The following is a 25,671-nucleotide window of genomic DNA, read 5'->3' on the forward strand; positions in this document are numbered from 1 at the left end:
TGTTCACTCTTGAGACTTGATATTTTTTAAGTCCGTAGACTTTTGATATCAATCCTGCGAGTGCCCACACAGATTGTCTGATAAATTGTTAAAGAGCAGTGCGAACAGCGGGTTAACCGTCTGTCGCGAGGTGGCGTATATTACGCTTTCCTCCTTCAGAGTCAATCACTTTTTTCAGTGATTTTCTCTGGCGAGATTTCCTTCAGAACTTCTCTCTCAACACCGCATTTCGTAAACCGTTGTGCCGTGTCGATGGAGGCGCATTATAGGGAGTTGTTCGGCGCGCGCAACCGCTAATTTCAATAAAAACAACCGTTCGCTGCATTCCACAGCAAAACCCCGCCTTATACCCACTTACACACAAAGTTATCCACACCTCACGACAGAAATGAATTTAGGCGAGCATCGCGCAAACGTTTTCGCTACAATGCCCCGCGACGTGAAGGATGCCCCTTTTGGGGCGTTACCTGAGGCCAACGTTTCTTCTATATAGAAGAAAAACGCTAAGCTTGATGTAACGCTCTTATTTACGCGAAACAAAGCCAAGGGATAAAACCACCATGCAACAACGTCGTCCAGTACGCCGCGCTCTGCTGAGTGTCTCAGACAAAGCCGGTATCCTCGAATTTGCTCAGGCACTCTCCAGCCGTGGTGTTGAGCTGCTCTCCACAGGTGGCACTGCACGCCTGCTGGCAGATGCGGGCCTGCCGGTCACTGAAGTGTCTGACTACACCGGTTTTCCGGAAATGATGGATGGACGTGTCAAAACGCTGCACCCGAAAGTGCATGGCGGCATTCTTGGTCGTCGCGGCCAGGATGATGCCATCATGGCGCAGCACGCTATCAATCCTATCGACATGGTGGTCGTTAACCTTTATCCCTTCGCCCAAACCGTGGCGAAGCCGGGCTGTACGCTGGAAGATGCGGTTGAAAACATCGACATCGGCGGCCCGACCATGGTGCGCTCCGCCGCGAAGAACCATAAAGACGTGGCAATTGTCGTTAAGAGCAGCGATTACCACGCCATCATTGCCGAGCTGGACGCCAACGAAAACTCTCTGACGCTGGAAACCCGTTTCGACCTGGCGATTAAAGCCTTCGAACACACTGCCGCCTACGACAGCATGATTGCTAACTACTTTGGTAGCCTGGTACCGGCCTATCACGGCGAGAGCAAAGAACCTGCTGGTCGTTTCCCGCGTACCCTGAACCTGAACTTCATTAAGAAGCAGGATATGCGTTACGGCGAGAACAGCCATCAGGATGCCGCTTTCTATATAGAAGAGAACGTGGCGGAAGCCTCGGTTGCCACTGCCCAGCAGGTGCAGGGTAAAGCGCTGTCCTACAACAATATCGCTGATACTGATGCTGCTCTGGAATGTGTCAAAGAGTTCAGCGAAGCCGCCTGCGTGATTGTGAAGCACGCCAACCCGTGCGGTGTGGCAGTGGGCAGTTCGATTCTGGACGCCTATGAGCGCGCATACAAAACCGATCCTACCTCTGCATTTGGCGGCATCATCGCTTTCAACCGTGAGCTGGACGAAGCCACCGCACAAGCCATCATCAGCCGTCAGTTCGTGGAAGTGATTATTGCCCCTTCCGCCTCTGAGGCCGCGCTGAAAGTCACCGCCAGCAAACAGAACGTCCGCGTTCTGGTGTGTGGTCAGTGGCAGGATCGCGTTGCCGGTCTGGATTTCAAACGTGTAAACGGTGGTTTGCTGGTACAGGACCGCGATCTGGGTATGGTCGATGCCAGCCAGCTGCGCGTAGTAAGCAAACGCCAGCCAACTGAACAGGAACTGCGTGATGCGCTGTTCTGCTGGAAAGTGGCGAAATTCGTTAAATCCAACGCCATTGTCTATGCGCGTGACAACATGACCATCGGTATTGGCGCAGGCCAGATGAGCCGCGTCTATTCCGCGAAAATCGCCGGTATTAAAGCAGGTGATGAAGGTCTGGAAGTAAAAGGTTCTGCGATGGCCTCTGACGCCTTCTTCCCGTTCCGCGATGGTATTGATGCTGCGGCTGCCGTCGGTGTCACCTGTGTGATTCAGCCAGGTGGTTCGATTCGCGATGATGAAGTGATTGCCGCCGCCGATGAGCACGGCATCGCGATGATCTTTACCGACATGCGTCATTTCCGCCATTAATCGTTGGGAGCGTAACAGATGAAAATTTTAGTCATTGGCAATGGTGGACGTGAGCACGCTCTGGCGTGGAAAGCTGCGCAGTCACCGCTGGCAGAAACCGTGTTTGTCGCACCTGGTAACGCAGGCACCGCACTGGAACCGGCATTGCAAAATGTCGCTATCAGCGCCACCGACGTTGCCGCGCTGCTGGCCTTTGCTCAGCAGGAGAAAATTGACCTGACCATCGTCGGCCCGGAAGCGCCGCTGGTGATTGGTGTCGTTGATGCGTTCCGTGCCGCGGGTCTGAAAATTTTTGGCCCGACGCAGGCAGCAGCACAGCTGGAAGGCTCCAAAGCCTTCACCAAAGATTTCCTCGCACGTCAGCAGATCCCAACCGCTGAATACCAGAACTTTACCGAGGTAGAACCGGCGCTGGCGTATCTGCGTGAGAAAGGCGCTCCGATCGTCATCAAAGCCGATGGTCTGGCCGCCGGTAAAGGCGTGATCGTGGCGATGACGCTGCAAGAAGCGGAAGACGCGGTACAGGATATGCTGGCAGGCAACGCGTTCGGCGATGCCGGCCACCGTATCGTGATCGAAGAGTTCCTCGATGGCGAAGAAGCCAGCTTTATCGTGATGGTTGATGGCGACAACGTGCTGCCGATGGCCACCAGCCAGGATCATAAACGTGTCGGTGACGGCGATACCGGCCCGAATACCGGAGGCATGGGTGCCTACTCTCCGGCACCGGTGGTGACCGATGAGATCCACCAGCGCGTGATGGATCAGATCATTTGGCCAACCGTGAACGGCATGAAAGCCGAAGGTAACACCTACACCGGCTTCCTGTATGCCGGTCTGATGATCGATAAAGCCGGCCAGCCTAAAGTGATCGAGTTCAACTGCCGCTTTGGCGATCCGGAAACCCAGCCGATCATGCTGCGTTTGCAGTCCGATCTGGTGGCGCTGTGTCTGGCGGCCTGTGACGGCAAGTTGGATCAGCAGACGTCACAATGGGATCCGCGTCCGTCACTGGGTGTGGTGCTGGCTGCCGGTGGTTATCCGGGCAACTACAACACCGGCGACCAGATTCACGGCCTGCCGCTGGAAGAAGTTGCAGATGGTAAAGTGTTCCACGCCGGTACCACGCTGAAGGATGACCTGGTGGTCACCAATGGGGGTCGCGTACTTTGCGTCACCGCGCTGGGCGCAGATGTTGCTGCCGCACAGCAGCGTGCCTACGAACTGGCGAAGTCTATCTCCTGGGAAGGCAGCTTCTGCCGCCACGATATCGGCTATCGCGCCATCAACCGCAAATAATCAGCAGGGGCACGCACAGTGCCCCTTCTTCATTCCCGGTCAGAAGTCGCTCTCTTTCGGCTGCCAACTACATTCATCCGTGGGCGTGATATGCAATAGCTGCACCCCTTCAGGCGCTTCCAGCCAGGCCACCATCAACGGTGAGGATGTATTACGCTGCTGCTGTGCCAGCGTTGCCTGGATGCTGCTATCGAACGGCGCATTCACCACCTTCCCTTCGCAGTTGCGTACCTGAGTATCGCCCAGCCAGTGCCCCTGGCTTAGCAATACACGGCCATTCAGCAAGGCATTGCTCTGCGCCAGCATGCGCTGCGCATCGAAGCGATACAGCTCGACACTGTCGCTACTTACCGCCTCACGACGCCCAGCCAGTTGTCGCTGCATAAAATTGAGGTTGCCCTGCTGATCAAAACGCAACGTAACGTCATCCGGCTGCTCGCCCGCGACCTGACGTTGCACGCTGATAAGATTGTTGTCCAGCCAGCTGTAGTCCGTTGTCTCCATTGCATCACCATTGAATGGCGTGAAGACCGTACGCATGTGAATTGATTGATGGTCGCTATTTTTGCGCCAGATACGTACCACGCCACGATCGGCAAGATAGCCGCTGGCGGTAAAGGCAGGAAGATCAGGAGTCGTGCTACAGCCCGTCAGCAGCGCACCACATAACAGGGCGCAGACGCGCTGATAATTAAGTTTCAGCATGGCAGGCCCCGGAAACAAAAAGGGGCGATGTCGCCCCTCTTTTAAAGCTATACCGCGTCGCGGAAACTTACTTAACAGCGTCTTTCAGCGCTTTACCAGAGACGAACGCCGGTACGTTTGCCGCAGCGATTTTGATCTCTTTGCCAGTCTGCGGGTTGCGACCGGTACGCTCAGCGCGGTGGTTCACTTTAAAAGTACCAAAACCAACCAGTTGTACAGCATCACCATCTTTCAGAGACTCAGTGATCGCAGCCAGGGTAGATTCCAGAGCAGTTTTAGCCTGGGTTTTTGACAGGTCTGCTTTTTCCGCGATCACATCAATCAGTTGAGTCTTGTTCATAAGTTATCCTTAAAGTGTATTTATCGCTTGCTAAGCAACGAGTGCGAGGGAAAAGCCATATTCTGGCACTCTTCAGCCTGCACGCACCGATAGCCACAATTTTCAGCCCCCCAAATGTAGACCAGACAGGGGGCTGATGTGAAGCCTCCAGGCGCGCTAATTCGGGCCTGAAGTCACGTTTTCTCGCCTTATTGCTGAAAAATTATACCGATGTTACTGATTCCCGCTTCGCGCAGGTCAGAACGTAACCCTTTAATCAGCTCGAGGTCGCGCTCTTCGCATTCTGCCAACAGGCGGAAAATCTCCCACTGCATATCCCATTCGTCAATAATCGCCTGGTTTTCGCGCAGCTCTTCATCGCTCATTTCGCGTCCAGCCTGGGTCATTTCGAGGATAGCGACAGTGGTCACTGAGGTGCGGCTCACTTCAACCGCATGTTCCAGGGTTTCGCCACTGAGCTGAGCATGCAGCACTTCACTCAATGCCACGCAGGCATCAATCGCCGGATGCACGCCATAGATATCGAAATCGTCGCCATTGGGGATGACCGCTTCCAGCTTCTCCAGTTGGCTGTCGAAATTGATTTTAGCGCCTTTGACCGTCAGGCTTTCCCAGACTAAATCGAGAATACGGCGATAAAGCTGCGGATCGGCGAATTCGGTCTGCTGACAGAAGGCCCAGTAGTTAGGGAACATACGTTCACACAGACAGGCCATAAAGGTGACGTGCTGCCAGCTTTCCAGCTTCGCCAGGCGCAAATGGACGGGGTTCTGTAACATCAAACTTGCTCTCAATAATTTAGCTGGCGGCAGTGTACCGCAAAAGCCGCGCGCAAACAGCGTTAACGCGCATTTTGCCTGCGCAGAAAGGCCGGACGACCAGATGCTACCGCATCGGCCCAGCGTGTCGGCTCAGGCAGGCGATAACCCGCCATGCAATTTTCCACCCACTGCAATGCACTGTCGGTACTGACACGATGGCCGGTGGAGATAAAAAGTGGATTGCAGCGCGCCTTGCTGCGCCACACCCAACCCAACTGCTCGCCTTTATCCAGCAACGGCTGACGGCTGCCCGGCGCTTCATCCAGCGTATCAAACTGGCCACACAGGCGCCGCTTTGCCACACCAATGGTCGGTACATCCACCAGCAAGCCAAAATGCGCCGCCACACCGAGCCGACGCGGATGCGAGATGCCATGCCCATCGACAAATAACAGGTCCGGTTGATGCTGGAGTTGTTGCCAGGCAGCCACCAGAGCGGGCACTTCGCGGAATGATAAAAAACCGGGGATATAGGGCATGGTGGTGCTGATGCGGGCAATCTGATGCTCCACCAGTTGCAACGAGGGGTACTCAAGAATCACCAGCGCGGCGCGCGTCACTTCCCCGCCCTGTTCAAACCCGACATCGGCACCGGCAATCAAACGGGGCGGCAGCACCTCAAAATCGTCCTGCCGCACCACGTCAGCTGCGCGCTGTTGCTGTTCCGTGCGTAGCGCCGCTAAATCCATCGCTAGCCCTGATGATAAGGACGTGACAAACGATGTACCGCCTCGACAAAGGCACCAGCATGCTCTGGCGGTACATCCTGATGGATACCGTGGCCCAGATTGAAGACGTGGCCTTCACCCTTGCCAAACCCTTCAAGGATGCCAGCCACTTCCTGCTCGATACGGGCCGGTGGGGCGTAGAGCATTGACGGGTCCATATTGCCCTGCAACGCCACTTTGTGGCCGACGCGACGACGGGCATCGGCAATATCGGTGCTCCAGTCCAGGCCCAGCGCATCACAGCCAGTTTCCGCGATCGCTTCCAGCCATTGCCCGCCACCTTTGGTGAACAGGGTGATCGGCACACGGCGACCTTCGTTCTCATGTAGCACGCTATCAACGATTTTGTGCATGTAGTAAAGCGAGAACTCGCGATAATCACGTCCGGTCAGCACGCCGCCCCAGGTGTCGAACACCATGATCGACTGCGCACCGGCTTTGATCTGCGCGTTCAGATAGAGGATCACGCTGTCGGCCAGCTTATCCAGCAACGCATGCAGCGTTTGTGGCTCGGCGTACATCATCTTTTTGATTTTGGTGAAGGCCTTGCTGCTACCCCCTTCAACCATATAGGTCGCCAGCGTCCACGGGCTTCCGGAGAAACCGATCAGCGGCACTTCGCCTTTCAGGTTATGGCGAATGGTGCGCACCGCATTCATCACATAACCCAACTCCTGCTCCGGGTCAGGTACCGGCAGTTTGTCGACGTCAGCGCGGCTGGTAATCGGGTGAGAGAAACGGGGGCCTTCACCGGTTTCAAAGTACAGGCCCAATCCCATGGCATCCGGGATGGTGAGGATATCGCTGAAGAGGATTGCCGCATCCAGCGCATAGCGACGCAGCGGTTGCAGCGTGACTTCACAGGCCAGCTCAGCATTTTTACACAGCGACATAAAGTCACCGGCTTCGGCGCGTGTGGCTTTATATTCCGGCAGATAACGCCCGGCTTGTCGCATCATCCAAACCGGGGTGACATCCACCGGCTGACGTAACAGGGCGCGCAGATAACGATCGTTCTTCAGTTCACTCATAATTGGCTCTCTCACTGACAGGGCGCCAGTGTAGCATTTTCACAGCGCGCTGGCGCGACAGTGGGCAACGGTATCTTCAATCAGACGTCGCGCGACGGTACCCGGCGGCGGTAATAAAGGTAACGCATCGTAGCGGAACCAGCCGGCATCCAGCAGTTCTTTGCCGTCATGCTGTAGCTCCCCGCCATCGTATTCCGCCATATAGGCCATCATCAGCGAATGGGGGAATGGCCAGGGTTGTGAGGTGACGTAACGTACGTTTTTCACCCGTACATTGCTCTCTTCCATCACCTCACGCGCCACCGCCTGTTCGAGGGTTTCTCCCACTTCAACAAAACCGGCCAGTACGGTGTAGACGTTGTTACGATGCTTTGCGTGGTTCGCCAGCAGGATCTCATCTCCGCGCCGAATCGCCACGATGATGCAGGGCGCGATTTGCGGATAATAGCGTTCACGGCAGTGACCGCACAGGCAAGCAAACTCACGTTTGCTCAAATGCATTTCGTGGCCGCAATAGCCGCACCAGCGATGCGAACGAAAGAATTCCGCCAGTTGCACGCCACGCCCGGCAAGCTGGAACAGGCCAACATCTTCGTCGATCAACTGGCGTACTGAGCCCATATTGTCAGAACGTGATTCACGCACCAGCCAGACGTTTTCACCCTGCCATTCGCCAATCACCATGCCGCTGCTGCCCGCCAGATCGAATTGTTCCGCCGTCCCGTGCGGCAGCTCACCCTGTGGCAGCCAAAGTTTTTGTTCATGGCTGACAATCCACCAGCCAGCGTCTACGCTTGAGATCTCACGTTGCATTTAAATCGTCATCCTTAGCGTCTATTCGCAGAATGAACCACTATAACCCACATGGAGCCTTGTATGCTTACTCAGTTAGATGACCTGACCGAGCGTGTAGGCCGCGGTAACGAATTGGTCGATTCATGGCTACACGCGCGTCGTCAGCTACTTGTGACTTACTACCAGTTGGTTGGCATGAAGCCCAAAAAAGATGCGTTGAGTGCCCTGGACGAACAGGCGCTGGATGCCTTTTGTCATAACCTGGTGGATTATCTCTCCGCCGGCCATTTCAGCATTTATGAACATATTATCAGTGAGATGCAGGGTGACAGCCCGATGATCGCCGCCGCGCAAATCTACCCGTCACTGGAAGCCAATACCGAACGGATGATGCAACTGTATGACGGCCATCTGCAACAGGCCATCACCGATGACAACTGCGTCACCTTCCAGCAGGCGCTGTCTGAAGTGGGTGAAGTGCTGGAGTCGCGTTTTACGCTGGAAGATAAGCTGGTGCATCTGGCATGGGACAATCAGCTGGCGCATACGCCGGTAGCGAATGAAAGCATCATCGCCCGCCCTGCTTAGCCGCCCGCATTTGTAAAAGACTTGTTATTCGTAAAAAGCCCTTCTATGCTACGAGGGCTTTTTTATTTTACGGTTTAACACCGTAAATATTTTCTTGTCGGAGTGCCCATTTCGGGCTGAGACCGTTAATTCGGGATCCGCGGAACCTGATCAGGTTAGTACCTGCGAAGGGAACAAGAGTAAATATCACAGCCGGTGCGCGCGCCGTTTCTGTTACTCCTTCCGGACTCCGGACAAGCAACTTCCATCATTTACAGGAAACTTGCTATGTCTGTTGTAAAAACTTCTCGTCGTGAACAACGCGCCCAGGCGCAGGAATTTATTGATTCCCTCCAGGGCACTGCCTTCCCCAATTCTAAACGTATCTGGATCACCGGCAGTCGTGATGATATTCGCGTACCGATGCGTGAGATTCAGCTCAGCCCGACCCTGACCGGCGGCAGTAAAGATAATCCGCAATACGAAGCCAACGAACCGGTGCCGGTGTATGACACGGCCGGGGCTTACGGCGATCCGCATGCGTCGATTGATGTTCATCAGGGGTTGAGCAAACTGCGCGCCAACTGGATCGCGGAACGCGGCGACAGTGAAACCATCGACCAGCTCAGCTCCAGCTATACACAGCAACGCCTGGCAGATGAGGGGCTGGATCACCTGCGTTTTGAACATCTGCCCCAACCGCGACGTGCCAAAGCAGGCCGCCGTGTTACCCAGTTGCATTATGCGCGTCAGGGCGTCATTACCCCGGAAATGGAGTTTATTGCACTACGTGAAAACATGGGGCGCGAGCGCATCCGTGGCGAAGTGTTGCTACAACAACATCCTGGTCATAGCTTTGGTGCACATCTGCCGGAAAATATCACCGCCGAGTTCGTGCGTCAGGAAGTCGCCGCAGGGCGAGCCATCATCCCATCCAACATAAACCACCCTGAATCTGAGCCGATGATCATTGGCCGCAATTTTCTGGTCAAAGTGAATGCCAACATCGGCAACTCGGCGGTCAGCTCCTCAATTGAAGAGGAAGTGGAGAAGCTGGTGTGGTCGACACGCTGGGGGGCTGACACGGTGATGGATCTCTCGACCGGCCGTTATATCCATGAAACACGCGAGTGGATTTTGCGTAACAGCCCGGTGCCGATTGGCACCGTACCGATTTATCAGGCGCTGGAGAAGGTAAACGGCATCGCGGAAGATCTGAATTGGGAAATCTTCCGCGACACCTTGCTGGAGCAAGCCGAACAAGGCGTTGACTACTTCACCATCCACGCCGGCGTGCTGCTGCGTTATGTGCCGATGACGGCGAAACGTCTGACCGGCATCGTTTCGCGTGGCGGTTCAATCATGGCGAAGTGGTGTTTGTCGCACCATCAGGAGAGTTTCCTGTATCTGCACTTCCGTGAGATTTGCGAAATCTGTGCTGCCTATGATGTTGCTCTGTCGCTGGGTGATGGATTGCGTCCGGGTTCGATTCAGGATGCCAACGATGAAGCGCAGTTTGCCGAGCTACATACGCTGGGTGAGCTGACCAAAATCGCCTGGGAATATGATGTGCAGGTGATGATCGAAGGTCCGGGGCATGTGCCGATGCAGATGATTCGCCGCAATATGACCGAACAACTGGAACATTGTCACGAAGCCCCGTTCTATACCCTCGGCCCACTGACCACCGATATCGCCCCCGGCTACGATCATTTCACTTCTGGCATCGGTGCCGCGATGATTGGCTGGTTCGGCTGTGCGATGCTGTGCTACGTCACCCCGAAAGAACATCTGGGTTTGCCGAATAAGGAAGATGTGAAACAGGGATTGATCACCTATAAAATCGCCGCTCATGCCGCCGATCTGGCGAAGGGCCATCCTGGCGCCCAGATCCGCGATAACGCCATGTCGAAAGCGCGTTTTGAGTTTCGCTGGGAGGACCAGTTCAATCTGGCGCTCGACCCACATACCGCGCGCGCTTATCACGATGAGACACTGCCGCAGGAGTCGGGCAAAGTGGCACATTTTTGTTCCATGTGCGGCCCGAAATTCTGCTCCATGAAAATCACCCAGGAAGTGCGTGACTTTGCCGCCCGTCAGCAGGCGGAAGCCCAGCCGATTGAAATCGGGATGGCGCAGATGTCAGATGCCTTCCGTAGCCGTGGCGGTGAGCTTTATCATGCCGCCGATGCCCTGAAAGAGGAAAATGTATGACCGCCGCCTTCCCCAGTACCGCCCCACGTTTAGGGCTTTACCCGGTTGTCGATAGCGTTGAGTGGATTGCCCGTTTGCTGGAAGCGGGAGTACGCACCATTCAGCTGCGTATTAAAGATTGCGAAGATCATGAAGTGGAAGAGGCGGTGCGGGAGGCTATCGCACTCGGCAAACAATATCGCGCCCGCCTGTTTATCAATGATTACTGGCGCCTGGCGATTCGCTACAACGCCTATGGCGTGCATCTCGGCCAGGAAGATCTGGATGTGGCCGATCTGGAGGCGATTCGTCAGGCGGGCTTGCGCCTCGGCTTATCCACCCATGATGATGCCGAACTGGATCGTGCGCTGGCGCTGCGCCCCTCCTATATCGCGCTGGGGCATATTTTCCCGACACAAACTAAAGAGATGCCATCAGAACCGCAAGGCATTGCAGAGTTAACACGTCATCTGGGGCGGCTGGAAGGCATTTCAACGGTAGCCATTGGCGGTATTTCGTTGGCGCGCGCACCAGAGGTGCTGGCGACCGGCGTGGGTAGCATCGCGGTGGTTAGCGCCATCACTCAGGCACCCGACTGGCTGGCGGCCACGCGGGAGCTGCTGGCGCTGACGGAACCCACCGTCACGGCGTAAAACACGGCTGACGACGCGATTTATTGCGCACTAAATTGCGCGATAAATCGCGCCGCTACCGATCAGGCGCAGACCAACATCGCGCGTTCGATCGCAGCACCCACCAGCGCAATCGCCTGTTCGGTGGCATCGGTAATCGGCAGCGCATAGTTGAGACGCAGGCAGTTGCGATACTTACCCGATGCGGAAAACAGCGAGCCCACCGCCACCTGAATCTTCGAGGCGCGGAGTTCCGTGTTGAGGCGCACCGCGTCGAAGGCTTCCGGCAGTTCGATCCACATCAGAAAGCTACCCTGTGGGCGTGAAACACAAATACCACACGGGAAATAGTGGCGTACCCAGCAGCTAAAGGTCTCGTAATTGCGTTGATAAACCTGGCGCATACGCCGCAAGTGCGGCCCGTAATGACCCAGACGAATAAACTCCGCCACCACATGCTGCGTCATGGTCGCGGAAGAGCCGGTGCCGATATATTTCATGTGCAGCACCCGTTCGCGATAACGCCCCGGTGCAACCCAGCCGACACGCAGGCCAGGCGAGAGCGTTTTGGAAAACGAGCTGCACAGCAGCACTCGCCCATCCATATCCAGCGACTTAATACTGATGGGGCGCGGATACTCCCACGCCAGCTCTCCATACACATCATCTTCGATGATGGCGGCGTCGAAGCGTTGTGCCAGCGTCAGCAGCGCCCGTTTACGCGCTTCCGGCATGATAAAACCCAACGGATTATTACAGTTAGGTACCACCACCACCGCTTTAATGGGCCACTGCTCGAACGCCAGCTCCAGCGCTTCAAGGCTGATACCCGTCACCGAGTCGGTCGGGATCTCAATGGCGCGAATACCAAAACCGCGTAGGGTTTGCATGGTGCCGTGGAACGTGGGTGATTCCACCGCAATGATATCCCCTGGCTGACAAACGGCGCGGATAGAAACCGACAATGCTTCGTGGCAACCGGTGGTCACCACAATGTCGTCAGCGCTAAGCTGGCAACCGCTATCAATCGTCAGGCGTGCGATTTGTTCCCGCAACGATGTCAGGCCCAACAGGGTGTCGTAACTCAGCAGGTTGATATCCTGCTTCTGCGCCATACGACTCTGGATTTTCCACAGCGGTTTCAGCGTTGGCTGCGTCAGATCCGGGATGCCACTGCCCAGTTGGATCACGTCCCCTTCGATGCGACTGCTGAGCAGCTCCAGCACCGATTCCCACTGGGTGATCTCCACCGGGCGTTGAGCGGGACGGGTGATGGCAGGAACAGGCGGCGTGGCTTTACGTGTCGCCACAAAATAGCCGGAGCGAGGCTGCGGCACGATCAGCTGCTTCTCCTCCAGCAAATGGTAAGCCTGCTGGACAGTGCTGATACTCACACCATGTTCAATGCTGAGCGTACGCACCGATGGCAAGCGCTCTCCACTGCGATATAACCCTTGCTCGATGCGGTCTGAGAGCAAGCCCGCCAGATGCTGGTAACGCGTCATCGTATGCCTCACATGATTTCCAACAGGAAAAAACCAGTACAGATTGGATTAATTTTTACCATTCAGATCGGTCACAGCGCAATCTGTATGTTTAATAAATGTGTTTATTGAATCTGTATTGGGATGGGTGGAAAACGGACAATGCTTCTCAGACATCATACCGAGGGCAGGATTATGGAATTCGATCAAAACCGGGCGGCAAAACCCTTCAATATCACCTTACTGGATATCTTCCGCGCGGTGCGGCAGTTGGTGAAATCCTGGCATTTACGTCGGCAGACCCGACGCATATTGTCGCACCTCAGCGATACCCAGTTACGGGATATTGGGCTGACGCGCGGCGATATCGACCGCAGAAACTGAGAATACAGATGAAAAAAAACCCTGCCGAAGCAGGGTTTTTTATTGGCTAACTGACGAGTGATTACTCGTCGTCGCTGCCACCGAGACCGGCGTTCAGCAGTTCAGCCAGGCTTGCAGAGGCTTCATCCGCAGTAACCTGCGGTGCAACCGGTGCTTCACCCGCCTGACGGCGACGCATACGATCCTGATGGTAAGCGTAACCGGTACCGGCCGGGATCAGACGACCCACGATAACGTTCTCTTTCAGACCGCGCAGTTCGTCGCGCTTGCCTGCAACCGCAGCTTCGGTCAGGACACGCGTGGTCTCCTGGAACGATGCAGCAGAGATGAACGACTCGGTTGCCAGAGACGCTTTGGTGATACCCAGCAGGTCGCGCATGTAGGTGGCACCCAACTTGCCGTTCGCTTCCAGATCACGGTTAGAGATCTTGATGCGAGACACTTCAGCCTGCTCACCTTCCAGGAAGTCGGTGCTTCCGGCGCTGACGATGGTCGCTTTACGCAGCATCTGACGTACGATGACTTCAATGTGCTTATCGTTAATCTTAACGCCTTGCAGACGGTAAACTTCCTGCACTTCGTTAGTGATGTAACGGGTAACAGCATGAACGCCACGCAGACGCAGAATGTCATGCGGAGATTCCGGGCCGTCAGATACGACGTCACCACGTTCAACGCGCTCACCTTCAAATACGTTGAGCTGACGCCATTTCGGAATCATCTCTTCGTACGGATCGCTGCCATCAACCGGGGTGATTACCAGGCGACGCTTACCTTTAGTCTCTTTACCGAAGGAGATGATACCGCTGATCTCCGCCAGGATTGCTGGCTCTTTCGGACGACGCGCTTCGAACAGGTCGGCAACGCGCGGCAGACCACCGGTGATGTCCTTGGTACCGCCAGATTCCTGCGGAACACGCGACAGGGTGTCACCTGCGCTGATCTTCACGCCATCTTCCAACTGAACAATCGCTTTGCCCGGCAGGAAGTACTGAGCCGGCATGTCGGTGCCCGGGATCAGAACGTCATCGCCATTCGCATCAACGATTTTCAGTGCCGGACGCAGGTCTTTACCACCTGAAGTACGCTCAGCAGAGTCAAGGATAACCAGTGATGACAGACCGGTTAACTCGTCAGTCTGACGGGTAATGGTCTGGCCGTCGATCATATCGGTGAAGCGGATGAAACCGTTCACTTCAGTGATTACCGGCATGGTATGCGGATCCCAGTTCGCCACGGTTTCGCCCGCGTTGACCTGCTCACCATCACCTTTCGCCATCACTGCACCGTAAGGCACTTTATAGCTTTCTTTGGTACGACCGAACTCGTCGATCATTTTCAGCTCAACGTTACGAGAAACGATCACCAGCTTCCCGGAGGAGTTGGTAACGGTTTTCGCGTTGCTCAGCTTGATAGTACCTTTGTTCTTCACCTGAATGCTGGATTCAGCAGCCGCACGCGATGCCGCACCACCGATGTGGAACGTACGCATCGTCAGCTGAGTACCCGGCTCACCGATGGACTGTGCTGCGATAACGCCGATGGCCTCACCTTTGTTGATGATGTGACCACGCGCCAGATCGCGACCGTAGCAGTGTGCACACACACCGAAGTCGGTTTCACAGCTTACAACTGAACGCACTTTGATGGCGTCAACAGAGTTCTGCTCAACCACATCACACCAGTGCTCATCAAGCAGGGTGTTACGCGGGATCAGAATGTCTGCGGTGCCCGGCTTGAGCACGTCTTCTGCGGTCACACGACCCAGTACACGCTCACGCAGCGGCTCTTTAACATCGCCACCCTCGATAACCGGGGTCATCATGATACCTTCGAAGGTGCCACAATCGTCCTCGGTCACCACCAGGTCCTGTGCCACGTCAACCAGACGACGGGTCAGGTAACCGGAGTTCGCGGTTTTCAGTGCGGTATCCGCCAGACCTTTACGCGCACCGTGGGTTGAGATGAAGTACTGGAGTACGTTCAGACCTTCACGGAAGTTCGCGGTGATCGGCGTTTCGATGATGGAGCCATCCGGCTTCGCCATCAGACCACGCATACCTGCCAGCTGACGAATCTGTGCCGCAGAACCACGCGCACCGGAGTCGGCCATCATGTAGATGCTGTTAAAGGAAACCTGCTTCTCTTCTTCGCCGTGACGGTTGATCACAGTTTCAGTTTGCAGGTTATCCATCATCGCTTTGGAAACGCGTTCGTTAGCGGCGGCCCAGATATCGATGACTTTGTTGTAACGTTCGCCTGCGGTTACCAGACCAGACTGGAACTGCTCCTGGATCTCAGCAACTTCAGCTTCTGCCTCTGCGATGATCTCAGCTTTCTTCGCCGGGATAACCATGTCGTCGATACCAACAGAGGCACCAGAACGGGCTGCATAAGCAAAGCCGGTGTACATGGTCTGGTCAGCAAAGATAACGGTCGGCTTCAGGCCCAGAATGCGGTAACAGGTGTTCAGCATTTTGGAGATTGCCTTTTTACCCAGCGCCTGGTTGACGATGGAGTAAGGCAGACCTTTCGGCACGATCATCCACAGGATCGCACGACCAATGGTGGTGTCGATCAGGCTGGTTTTCGCAACGAATTCATCTTGTTCGTTTTTACTGTACTCGGTGATACGCACTTTTACGCGGGCATGCAGCTCGGCCAGGCCAGCGCGGTAAACACGCTCAGCTTCTTTCGGGCCAGTCAGCACCATGCCTTCGCCTTTGGCGTTCACTTTGTCGCGGGTCATGTAGTACAGACCCAGAACAACGTCCTGAGACGGAACGATGATTGGCTCGCCGTTCGCCGGAGACAGAATGTTGTTGGTAGACATCATCAGCGCACGCGCTTCCAGCTGGGCTTCCAGCGTCAGCGGTACGTGAACTGCCATCTGGTCACCATCGAAGTCGGCGTTATATGCCGCACAAACCAGCGGGTGCAGCTGGATCGCTTTACCTTCGATCAGAACCGGTTCAAACGCCTGGATACCCAGACGGTGCAGAGTCGGTGCACGGTTCAGCAGAACCGGGTGCTCACGGATAACCTCGTCGAGGATGTCCCACACCACCGCTTCTTCACGCTCAACCATTTTCTTCGCGGCTTTGATGGTGGTGGCGAGGCCACGCAGTTCCAGCTTGCCGTAAATGAACGGTTTGAACAGTTCGAGTGCCATTTTCTTCGGCAGACCGCACTGATGCAGACGCAGGTATGGACCTACGGTGATAACCGAACGACCAGAGTAGTCAACACGTTTACCCAGCAGGTTCTGACGGAAACGACCCTGCTTACCTTTGATCATGTCTGCCAGTGATTTCAGCGGACGCTTGTTGGAGCCAGTGATGGCGCGACCACGACGGCCGTTATCCAGCAGCGCATCAACCGCTTCCTGCAACATACGTTTTTCGTTACGTACGATGATATCCGGCGCAGCCAGATCCAGCAGGCGTTTCAGACGGTTGTTACGGTTGATCACGCGACGATACAGATCGTTCAGATCTGACGTTGCGAAACGACCACCATCCAGCGGAACCAGCGGACGCAGATCCGGCGGCAGTACCGGCAGCACGGTCAGGATCATCCACTCTGGTTTGTTACCAGACTGAACGAATGCTTCCAGCAGCTTGATACGCTTGGTCAGCTTCTTACGCTTGGTTTCAGAGTTGGTTTCGTTCAGCTCTTCACGCAGCTGCTCGCACTCCTGCTCCAGATCCATGTTTTTCAACAGGGCCTGGATCGCTTCCGCACCCATCTTCGCGTCGAATTCGTCACCGAACTCTTCCAGCGCGTCGAGGTACTGCTCTTCAGTCAGGATCTGACGTTTTTCGAGGTTGGTCATGCCACCTTCGACAACCACATAGGATTCGAAGTACAGCACGCGCTCGATGTCACGCAGCGGCATATCCAGCAGCAAACCGATACGGGACGGCAGTGATTTCAGGAACCAAATGTGTGCAGTCGGCGAAGCCAGTTCGATATGGCCCATACGCTCACGACGCACTTTGGTCTGCGTGACTTCAACGCCACACTTCTCACAAATCACGCCACGGTGTTTCAGGCGCTTGTACTTACCGCACAGGCACTCATAATCTTTTACCGGTCCGAAAATACGGGCACAGAAAAGACCGTCACGCTCCGGCTTGAAGGTACGGTAGTTAATGGTTTCAGGCTTTTTAACTTCACCAAAAGACCAGGAACGGATCATGTCTGGCGAAGCCAGAGCAATTTTGATCGCATCAAACTCTTCGGTTTTAGTTTGCGCTTTCAGAAACTTAAGTAAGTCTTTCACGGATTAGCTCCCGTCGGAGTGAGACTCTCAGGGATGTTCGACCCCAGCCGAACATCCCATAACCAGTACAAATGCGAGTGCTTACTCGTCTTCCAGCTCGATGTTGATACCCAGCGAGCGAATCTCTTTCAACAGTACGTTGAAGGATTCCGGCATGCCCGGTTCCATCTGATGGTTGCCATCGACGATGTTTTTATACATCTTCGTACGGCCGTTCACGTCATCAGACTTAACGGTCAACATTTCCTGCAGGGTATAGGCGGCACCGTATGCTTCCAGTGCCCACACTTCCATCTCACCGAAGCGCTGACCACCGAACTGTGCTTTACCACCCAGCGGCTGCTGAGTAACCAGGCTGTAAGAACCGGTGGAACGGGCGTGCATCTTGTCATCGACCAGGTGGTTCAGTTTCAGCATGTACATGTAACCTACGGTTACCTGACGCTCAAACTGCTCACCGGTACGGCCGTCGAACAGAGTGATCTGACCGGAAGAAGGCAGGCCGCCGAGCTGCAACAGCTCTTTGATTTCGCTCTCTTTCGCACCATCAAACACCGGAGTCGCAATCGGCATACCTTTTTTCAGGTTCTCTGCCAGACGCAGCACTTCGTCGTCGCTGAAGGTGTTCAGGTCAACTTTCTGACGCACGTCAGTGCCCAGATCGTAAGCACGCTGGATAAACTCACGCAGTTTGGCGACTTCTTCCTGCTTCTTCAGCATGGCATTGATCTTCTCACCAATACCTTTCGCCGCCATACCCAAGTGGGTTTCCAGGATCTGACCGATGTTCATACGTGACGGTACGCCCAGCGGGTTCAGTACGATGTCAACCGGCGTGCCGTTTTCGTCGTAAGGCATATCTTCGATCGGGTTGATCTTGGAGATAACACCTTTGTTACCGTGACGACCTGCCATCTTGTCACCAGGCTGGATCTGACGTTTAACGGCCAGATACACCTTAACGATTTTCAGCACGCCCGGTGCCAGATCATCGCCCTGGGTGATCTTGCGACGCTTCGCTTCGAGTTTCTTCTCAAACTCATGCTTCAGCTCGTCATACTGTTCAGCCAACTGTTCCAGCGCGTTCTGCTTCTCTTCGTCGGTCAGGCCCAGCTCCAACCAGCGCTCACGCGGCAGCTTATCCAGCTTCTCAGCCTCAACACCACCCGAGATCAGTACCGCCTGGATACGACCAAACAGGCCAGCTTCGAGGATCTGCAGTTCTTCAGACAGGTCTTTCTTGGCCTGCTTCAGCTGCATCTCTTCGATTTCCAGCGCACGTTTGTCTTTTTCCACGCCATCGCGGGTAAAGACCTGTACGTCGATAACCGTACCGGAAACGCCGTTCGGCACGCGCAGTGACGAATCTTTCACGTCAGACGCTTTTTCACCGAAGATCGCACGCAGCAGTTTCTCTTCCGGCGTCAGCTGGGTTTCACCTTTCGGCGTTACCTTACCAACCAGAATGTCGCCGCCGGTCACTTCAGCACCGATGTAAACGATACCGGATTCATCCAGTTTGGAGAGCGCAGCTTCACCCACGTTCGGGATGTCAGCGGTGATCTCTTCTGGCCCCAGTTTGGTGTCACGAGACACGCAAGCCAGTTCCTGAATATGGATGGTGGTGAAACGGTCTTCCTGGACAACACGCTCAGATACGAGGATGGAGTCTTCGAAGTTGTAGCCGTTCCACGGCATGAACGCTACGCGCATGTTCTGGCCCAGCGCCAGTTCACCGAGGTCGGTAGACGGGCCGTCAGCCAGCACGTCGCCGCGCTCGATCGGTTCGCCCAGAGACACACACGGCATCTGGTTGATGCAGGTGTTCTGGTTCGAACGGGTGTATTTGGTCAGGTTGTAGATGTCGATGCCGGCTTCGCCCGGATACATCTCATCTTCATTAACCTTGATCACGATACGTGAAGCATCAACGTACTGGATGATACCGCCACGTTTGGCTACGGCAGTTACACCGGAGTCAACCGCTACAGCACGTTCCATACCGGTACCAACCAGCGGCTTATCAGCACGCAGAGTCGGAACCGCCTGACGTTGCATGTTTGCACCCATCAATGCACGGTTGGCGTCATCGTGTTCCAGGAACGGGATCAGTGACGCACCAACAGAAACAACCTGCTGGGTCGAAACGTCCATATAGTCAACCTGGTCGCGGCTGAACAGGCTTGATTCGCCTTTGCTACGACAGGTAACCAGATCGTCAACGAATGAACCGTCTTCGGCCAGGTTGGTGTTCGCCTGAGCAATAACGAAGTTACCCTCTTCAATTGCAGAGAGGTAATGGATCTCGTCACTCACTTTGCCGTCAACAACGCGACGGTACGGCGTTTCCAGGAAGCCATATTCGTTAGTCTGTGCGTACACGGACAACGAGTTGATCAGACCGATGTTCGGACCTTCCGGCGTTTCGATTGGACATACGCGACCGTAGTGAGTCGGGTGTACGTCACGCACTTCGAAGCCAGCGCGTTCACGGGTCAGACCGCCTGGGCCGAGGGCTGAAATACGACGCTTATGCGTGATCTCAGACAGCGGGTTGTTCTGGTCCATAAACTGAGACAGCTGGCTGGAACCGAAGAACTCTTTAACGGCAGCGGAAATCGGCTTGGCGTTGATCATATCCTGAGGCATCAGGGTATCGAGGTCGCCCAGAGACAGACGCTCTTTCACCGCACGCTCTACACGCACCAGACCAACACGGAACTGGTTTTCTGCCATTTCGCCAACAGAACGGATACGACGGTTGCCGAGGTGGTCGATATCGTCCACTTCGCCTTTACCGTTACGGATATCGATGAGCTTCTTCATCACTTCGATGATGTCGTCTTTGCTCAGGATACCGGAACCTTCGATCTCGTCACGCAGCAGAGAACGGTTGAACTTCATGCGGCCAACCGCAGAAAGATCGTAACGATCTTCAGAGAAGAACAGGTTCTCGAACAGGTTTTCGGCAGCTTCACGCGTCGGCGGCTCACCAGGACGCATCATGCGATAGATCTCAACCAGCGCGCTCAGGCGATCATTGGTTGGGTCAACACGCAGTGTCTCAGAAATGTACGGACCGTGATCCAGATCGTTGGTGAACAGCGTTTCAATGCGCTTGTGACCGGACTGGCTCAGTTTAGCCAGCAGATCCAGTGACAGCTCCATGTTCGCTGCAACGATCAACTCACCGGTATTGGTGTCGATGTAATCTTTAGCCACCACTTTACCGGCAATGTATTCAACCGGTACTTCGATATGCTGGATGTTATCTTTTTCCAGCTGACGGATGTGGCGTGCGGTAATACGACGACCTTTCTCAACGTAGACGTTGCCGTTGGCTTCGATATCGAAGGAGGCGGTTTCACCACGCAGGCGCTCAGGCACCAGTTCCATCTGCAGTTTGTTGTCGCGGATTTCGAACACCACTTTTTCGAAGAACAGATCAAGAATCTGCTCCGTGGTGTAATGCAGCGCGCGCAGGATGATACTGGCCGGCAGCTTACGGCGACGGTCAATACGGACGAACAGGTTGTCTTTCGGGTCAAACTCGAAATCGAGCCATGAACCGCGGTAAGGGATGATGCGTGCGTTATACAGCACTTTACCGGAAGAGTGCGTTTTACCCTTATCGCTGTCAAAGAAAACACCAGGACTACGATGCAGCTGAGAAACGATAACACGCTCAGTACCGTTGATGACAAAGGTACCGTTTTCGGTCATGAGCGGAATTTCGCCCATGTAAACTTCTTGTTCTTTAATGTCTTTGACGGTGCCTTCCGGCGCTTCGCGCTCGTAGATCACCAGACGCAGTTTGACGCGCAGCGGTGCAGAGAAAGTCACGCCACGGATCTGACATTCTTTTACGTCAAAGACAGGTTCGCCCAGGCGATAGCTGACATACTGCAACTCAGAGTTGCCGCTGTAGCTCGCGATCGGGAATACGGAACGGAATGCAGCTTCCAGTCCATACTGACCTTCTGGATCTTGCTCGATAAACTTCTGGAACGAGTCAAGCTGGATAGAAAGGAGATAAGGTATGTCCAGCACTTGCGGACGTTTACCAAAATCCTTACGAATACGTTTTTTCTCGGTATAGGAGTAAACCATAGGGTTCCTCAGCTAGCTGACAAGTCGACCCACGCTGTCCGTCCTGAAGGGACAGTTCATGCAACACTATTTTGTTTTTCATGCGATGCGCGGCACCCCATGCAATACATCTTTCTATCACTCTTAAATCATTTCATCGCCGTTGCGCAGGCAGGGAACCCTCACAGGAAAGCGATATATTAAGGCGTCGATAGAAAAAGATATTGAAGAGAAACAATGGACAAACAGTGCGAAACGCCATCATTCCCCTGTAGCGCAAAAAGGCTGGTGACTAAAAAGTCACCAGCCATCAGTCTGAAACTACTCAGACTGCAACCCGAGGGTTGTCTTACTTAACTTCAACTTCTGCGCCAGCTTCTTTCAGCTGTGCTTCGAGAGCAGCAGCGTCAGCTTTGCTGAGGCCTTCTTTGATCACGCCAGTTGCTTCAACCAGATCTTTGGCTTCTTTCAGGCCCAGACCAGTTGCGGTACGAACGGCTTTGATTACTGCAACTTTGTTCGCGCCAGCAGCTTTCAGGATCACGTCGAATTCAGTTTTCTCTTCAACAGCTTCAGCCGGGCCAGCAGCAACAGCTACAGCAGCAGCAGCAGAAACGCCGAATTTTTCTTCCATAGCAGAAACCAGCTCAACAACTTCCATTACGGACATTGCAGCAACGGCTTCCAGGATTTGGTCTTTAGTGATAGACATAACAATTGTTCCTAAGAATCAGTATAAGTTTAAGCGTTAAAGCACGAAGGAAAAGAACAGGGCTTAAGCCGCTTCTTTTGCGTCGCGAACAGCAGCCAGAGTACGGACCAGTTTGCCAGCAGCGGCTTCTTTCATGGTCGACATCAGACGTGCCAGTGCTTCTTCGTAAGTCGGCAGAGTCGCCAGACGGTCAATATTGGCCGCCGTGATCAGCTCACCTTCAAAGGCTGCAGCTTTGACCTCAAATTTTGCATTCGCTTTCGCGAAATCTTTGAACAGACGAGCAGCAGCGCCCGGGTGTTCCATAGAATATGCAATCAGGGTCGGACCAACAAACGTGTCTTTCAGGCACTCGAACTGAGTACCTTCAACGATGCGGCGCAGCAGGGTGTTGCGAACAACACGCATGTAAACGCCAGCTTCACGACCTGCTTTACGCAGTTCGGTCATTTTATCAACGGTAACGCCACGGGAATCCGCAACAACCGCTGACAGCGCGCCTTTGGCTACTTCGCTGACTTCAGCAACAATCGCTTGTTTGTCTTGAAGATTTAATGCCATTAGCTTGTGCTCCTGGATTTGACCGGGGAAGGATTTCCCCGGAACTCACTTCACTTATTCACCCGAAGGCGAAAAGCGCTATTACACGGTGAGCAGAATCCAGTTAAGAAAAAATTCTTTTTGGTTCTGTCACCGTCTACGCAGGGGATTAAGCGTTTTATCCGAAGATGTCGCGCTCCTGCGGTCTTGGACGGAGGCCAGGATAAGGCCTGGCTCCAACCTTAGTGACTGAATAACAAAGGGATGAACCTTTATCTTCCACTCACTATGAATCTTGGTTCTGAATTGAATACTCAACCAGAACAACGGGCGTAAGATTCTAGATGAATTTTTCGCCCGTTTCAAGCAGCAATTAGTTTGCTGCTGCGTTCAGACCAGCCTGGTCGATGGCAACGCCAGCGCCCATAGTGGTGGACAGGCTAACTTTCTTGATGTACACGCCTTTCGCCTGAGCAGGTTTTGCTTTTTTCAGCGCAACCAGCAGAGATTCCAGGTTTTCTTTCAGTTTGTCAGCGTCGAAGTCCACTTTACCGATGGTGGTGTGAATGATGCCGTTTTTGTCGTTACGGTAACGAACCTGACCTGCTTTAGCGTTTTTAACTGCTTCAGCAACGTTCGGCGTTACAGTACCCACTTTCGGGTTTGGCATCAGACCGCGCGGGCCCAGAACCTGGCCGAGCTGGCCAACAACGCGCATTGCATCCGGAGAAGCAATAACAACGTCAAAGTTCATTTCGCCTTTCTTGATCTGGTCAGCCAGATCTTCCATACCTACCAGCTCAGCGCCTGCAGCTTTAGCAGCTTCAGCGTTTGCGCCCTGGGTAAATACGGCAACGCGTACTGAACGACCAGTACCGTGCGGCAGTACAGTTGCACCACGAACGTTCTGATCAGATTTACGAGCATCGATGCCGAGGTTAACAGCAACGTCCACGCTCTCTACAAACTTAGCGGTAGCCAGTTCTTTCAGCAGAGCAACAGCTTCGTTGATGTCATACTGTTTAGTCGCATCAACTTTGTCACGGATCACGCGCATGCGCTTGGTCAGCTTAGCCATTTCTTAGTCCTCCACTACCAGGCCCATGGAACGAGCAGTACCTTCGATAGAGCGAGTCATCGCTTCTACGTCAGCACCAGTCATGTCCGCAGCTTTGGTTTCTGCGATTTCACGTACCTGAGCACGGGTTACTTTACCGACTTTGTCTTTGTTCGGCTTACCAGAACCAGACTTGATGCCCGCTGCTTTTTTCAGCAGTACGGCAGCCGGAGGTGTTTTGGTAACGAAGGTGAAAGAACGGTCGCTGTATACGGTGATAACAACAGGAGTCGGCAGACCTTTTTCAAGAGATTCGGTCTTCGCGTTGAACGCTTTACAGAATTCCATGATGTTAACGCCCTGCTGACCCAGAGCTGGACCAACCGGTGGGCTCGGGTTAGCCATACCAGCTGCAACCTGCAGCTTGACATAGGCTTGTACTTTCTTAGCCATGATATTTCCTCTATTGGGTTATAGCGCCTGCAAAACAGGCTCCCCGTGATGACAATTCACACGCTGTTGCCAGCGCATAAAAACAAAAGGCGCGAAATTGTAGATAAATTCCGCGCCTGCTGCAACTACAAAAATGTCTCGGGCGTTAGCCTTTTTCTACCTGGCTGAAATCCAGCTCGACAGGGGTAGCACGACCGAAGATGGAAACAGAGACTTTCAGGCGGCTCTTTTCGTAATCCACCTCTTCCACCACACCGTTGAAGTCGGCAAAAGGACCGTCGTTGACGCGTACCATTTCGCCCGGCTCGAACAACGTTTTTGGACGCGGCTTATCACCCACCTGCTGCAGGCGGTTCATAATCGCATCAACTTCTTTATCGCTGATCGGTGCTGGACGGTCAGATGTACCACCAATGAAGCCCATCACACGCGGTACGCTACGCACCAGGTGCCAGCTGGCATCATTCATTACCATCTGAACCAATACGTAACCTGGGAAGAATTTGCGCTCACTTTTGCGACGCTGGCCACCACGGATTTCCACGACTTCTTCAGTCGGCACCATGACTTCGCCAAACAACTCTTCCATGTTGTGCAATTTGATGTGCTCACGCAGCGACTGGGCTACGCGGCCTTCGAAACCGGAAAACGCCTGCACGACGTACCAGCGTTTTTTTGGAGCTTCAGACATCTCAGAACCTCAGGCCAGTGATAAACGATACAAGTCGGACAAGAATACCATCCAGTCCCCACAAAATCAGTGACATCACGGCAGTTACCGCGGCAACGATTAACGTGGTGTGCAGCGTTTCCTGGCGAGTCGGCCAAATGACCTTACGCATCTCGGTTCTTGCTTCACGCGCAAACGCAACTGTCGCTTTGCCTTTTGTGGTCAGCAACGCAACGCCGCCTGCCACTGCAATCAGAACCACTACGGCCAGCGCACGTAACGGCAGTGTCACATCGCGGTAGTAGTAATTACCAACAATAGCGACAACCAGTAATACGGCAACGACCAGCCATTTTACGGTTTCCAGGCCGCGTCCGCTCCCTTGAGCTTCGGTATTCGCACTCATAAACCAACCTGCCACTATAATTCAGAAACTATTCTGCCCCGCATGGCGAGGCATCCAAACCGAGTAAGCTCTTAAAGCACAACCCGGTATCCTGCACCGCTTAACAGAGCCTGTCTCAGCAATGATTATGACCGAAAATCACTGATGAGCCAGGTTCTATACAACAGCGTGCAAAAAGGGCATCAAATGATGCCCTTTCCGTGTGCATTGCGTCAAATATTATCGGGATTAAGCGATAACTTTAGCAACAACGCCCGCACCAACGGTACGGCCGCCTTCGCGGATTGCGAAGCGCAGACCTTCGTCCATTGCGATCGGGTGAATCAGGGT

21 protein-coding genes, 1 pseudogene and 1 riboswitch are annotated in these 25,671 nt (G+C 54.2%); of the genes and pseudogenes, 6 read left to right on the forward strand and 16 right to left on the reverse strand.

Annotation, left to right across the window (positions count from 1 at the left end; all coding sequences use genetic code 11):
- Positions 1–560: 560 nt before the first annotated feature.
- Both purH and purD read left to right on the forward strand, forming a co-directional pair.
- On the forward strand, positions 561–2,150 hold the full coding sequence (purH, locus tag L579_RS22435; protein ID WP_021186411.1) for a bifunctional phosphoribosylaminoimidazolecarboxamide formyltransferase/IMP cyclohydrolase: 1,590 nt from the start codon (positions 561–563) through the stop codon (positions 2,148–2,150).
- An 18-nt stretch (positions 2,151–2,168) separates the two neighbouring features.
- Positions 2,169–3,449: a phosphoribosylamine--glycine ligase gene (gene purD / locus L579_RS22440; RefSeq protein WP_021186412.1), complete on the forward strand. Its 1,281-nt coding sequence runs from the start codon at positions 2,169–2,171 to the stop codon at positions 3,447–3,449.
- Positions 3,450–3,488: 39 nt separating this feature from the next.
- Here the strand turns inward: purD and L579_RS22445 are convergent, their stop codons facing one another.
- The 6 genes from L579_RS22445 to nudC all read right to left on the reverse strand — a co-directional run bounded on the left by L579_RS22445 (position 3,489) and on the right by nudC (position 7,887).
- Positions 3,489–4,154 (reverse strand): DUF1481 domain-containing protein, encoded by a 666-nt coding sequence (locus tag L579_RS22445; protein ID WP_021186413.1) that lies wholly within the window; start codon positions 4,152–4,154, stop codon positions 3,489–3,491.
- A gap of 67 nt (positions 4,155–4,221) precedes the next feature.
- Positions 4,222–4,494: a nucleoid-associated protein HU-alpha gene (hupA, locus tag L579_RS22450; protein WP_013507416.1), complete on the reverse strand. Its 273-nt coding sequence runs from the start codon at positions 4,492–4,494 to the stop codon at positions 4,222–4,224.
- A gap of 188 nt (positions 4,495–4,682) precedes the next feature.
- Positions 4,683–5,273 (reverse strand): YjaG family protein, encoded by a 591-nt coding sequence (locus L579_RS22455; protein WP_021186414.1) that lies wholly within the window; start codon positions 5,271–5,273, stop codon positions 4,683–4,685.
- A 62-nt stretch (positions 5,274–5,335) separates the two neighbouring features.
- Positions 5,336–6,004, reverse strand: a complete 669-nt coding sequence (nfi, locus tag L579_RS22460; RefSeq protein WP_021186415.1) for a deoxyribonuclease V — start codon at positions 6,002–6,004, stop codon at positions 5,336–5,338.
- 2 nt (positions 6,005–6,006) lie between these two features.
- The gene (hemE, locus tag L579_RS22465) at positions 6,007–7,074 is read right to left on the reverse strand and encodes a uroporphyrinogen decarboxylase (RefSeq protein ID WP_021186416.1); all 1,068 of its coding nucleotides are present in this window, start codon (positions 7,072–7,074) and stop codon (positions 6,007–6,009) included.
- A gap of 39 nt (positions 7,075–7,113) precedes the next feature.
- Complete coding sequence (gene nudC / locus L579_RS22470; RefSeq protein WP_021186417.1) at positions 7,114–7,887, reverse strand: NAD(+) diphosphatase; 774 nt, start codon at positions 7,885–7,887, stop codon at positions 7,114–7,116.
- A 63-nt stretch (positions 7,888–7,950) separates the two neighbouring features.
- On the opposite strand from nudC, the gene L579_RS22475 reads away from it, so the two are divergent.
- The 3 genes from L579_RS22475 to thiE all read left to right on the forward strand — a co-directional run bounded on the left by L579_RS22475 (position 7,951) and on the right by thiE (position 11,282).
- The gene (locus L579_RS22475) at positions 7,951–8,457 is read left to right on the forward strand and encodes an Rsd/AlgQ family anti-sigma factor (protein WP_021186418.1); all 507 of its coding nucleotides are present in this window, start codon (positions 7,951–7,953) and stop codon (positions 8,455–8,457) included.
- Positions 8,458–8,545: 88 nt separating this feature from the next.
- Positions 8,546–8,647, forward strand: a riboswitch (TPP riboswitch).
- Between the two features lie 77 nt (positions 8,648–8,724).
- The gene (gene thiC / locus L579_RS22480) at positions 8,725–10,650 is read left to right on the forward strand and encodes a phosphomethylpyrimidine synthase ThiC (RefSeq protein WP_021186419.1); all 1,926 of its coding nucleotides are present in this window, start codon (positions 8,725–8,727) and stop codon (positions 10,648–10,650) included.
- Positions 10,647–11,282: a thiamine phosphate synthase gene (gene thiE, locus L579_RS22485; protein WP_021186420.1), complete on the forward strand. Its 636-nt coding sequence runs from the start codon at positions 10,647–10,649 to the stop codon at positions 11,280–11,282. Before thiC ends, thiE begins: the two co-directional genes overlap by 4 nt.
- Before the next feature lie 62 nt (positions 11,283–11,344).
- Here thiE and L579_RS22490 read toward each other — a convergent pair whose 3' ends face one another.
- Positions 11,345–12,766: an aminotransferase-like domain-containing protein gene (locus L579_RS22490; protein WP_021186421.1), complete on the reverse strand. Its 1,422-nt coding sequence runs from the start codon at positions 12,764–12,766 to the stop codon at positions 11,345–11,347.
- Positions 12,767–12,940: 174 nt separating this feature from the next.
- Here L579_RS22490 and L579_RS22495 point away from each other — a divergent pair, with 174 nt between their 5' ends.
- Positions 12,941–13,129 carry a DUF1127 domain-containing protein gene (locus L579_RS22495; protein ID WP_021186422.1) on the forward strand — a complete coding sequence of 63 codons (189 nt, stop codon included), beginning with the start codon at positions 12,941–12,943 and terminating at the stop codon, positions 13,127–13,129.
- Between the two features lie 61 nt (positions 13,130–13,190).
- Here L579_RS22495 and rpoC read toward each other — a convergent pair whose 3' ends face one another.
- The 9 genes and pseudogenes from rpoC to L579_RS23520 all read right to left on the reverse strand — a co-directional run.
- Entirely contained in the window at positions 13,191–17,414 is a 4,224-nt protein-coding gene (gene rpoC / locus L579_RS22500; RefSeq protein ID WP_021186423.1) for a DNA-directed RNA polymerase subunit beta', read from the reverse strand.
- A gap of 81 nt (positions 17,415–17,495) precedes the next feature.
- The gene (gene rpoB, locus L579_RS22505) at positions 17,496–21,524 is read right to left on the reverse strand and encodes a DNA-directed RNA polymerase subunit beta (protein WP_021186424.1); all 4,029 of its coding nucleotides are present in this window, start codon (positions 21,522–21,524) and stop codon (positions 17,496–17,498) included.
- A 328-nt stretch (positions 21,525–21,852) separates the two neighbouring features.
- Positions 21,853–22,215 carry a 50S ribosomal protein L7/L12 gene (gene rplL, locus L579_RS22510; protein ID WP_013507404.1) on the reverse strand — a complete coding sequence of 121 codons (363 nt, stop codon included), beginning with the start codon at positions 22,213–22,215 and terminating at the stop codon, positions 21,853–21,855.
- A gap of 63 nt (positions 22,216–22,278) precedes the next feature.
- Positions 22,279–22,776 carry a 50S ribosomal protein L10 gene (rplJ, locus tag L579_RS22515; protein ID WP_013507403.1) on the reverse strand — a complete coding sequence of 166 codons (498 nt, stop codon included), beginning with the start codon at positions 22,774–22,776 and terminating at the stop codon, positions 22,279–22,281.
- A 352-nt stretch (positions 22,777–23,128) separates the two neighbouring features.
- Positions 23,129–23,833, reverse strand: a complete 705-nt coding sequence (gene rplA / locus L579_RS22520; protein ID WP_013507402.1) for a 50S ribosomal protein L1 — start codon at positions 23,831–23,833, stop codon at positions 23,129–23,131.
- A 3-nt stretch (positions 23,834–23,836) separates the two neighbouring features.
- Positions 23,837–24,265, reverse strand: coding sequence for a 50S ribosomal protein L11 (gene rplK / locus L579_RS22525; protein WP_013507401.1), 429 nt, complete (start codon positions 24,263–24,265; stop codon positions 23,837–23,839).
- Between the two features lie 145 nt (positions 24,266–24,410).
- A complete protein-coding gene (gene nusG, locus L579_RS22530) occupies positions 24,411–24,956 on the reverse strand; it encodes a transcription termination/antitermination protein NusG (protein WP_013507400.1) in 546 nt (181 codons plus the stop codon).
- A 1-nt stretch (position 24,957) separates the two neighbouring features.
- Positions 24,958–25,341, reverse strand: a complete 384-nt coding sequence (secE, locus tag L579_RS22535; protein WP_013507399.1) for a preprotein translocase subunit SecE — start codon at positions 25,339–25,341, stop codon at positions 24,958–24,960.
- A 228-nt stretch (positions 25,342–25,569) separates the two neighbouring features.
- Positions 25,570–25,671: pseudogene (locus tag L579_RS23520) on the reverse strand (elongation factor Tu); the annotation flags it as partial.

It is taken from the genome of Pantoea sp. AS-PWVM4 (genome assembly GCF_000468095.1).
Lineage (GTDB): Bacteria > Pseudomonadota > Gammaproteobacteria > Enterobacterales > Enterobacteriaceae > Pantoea > Pantoea phytobeneficialis.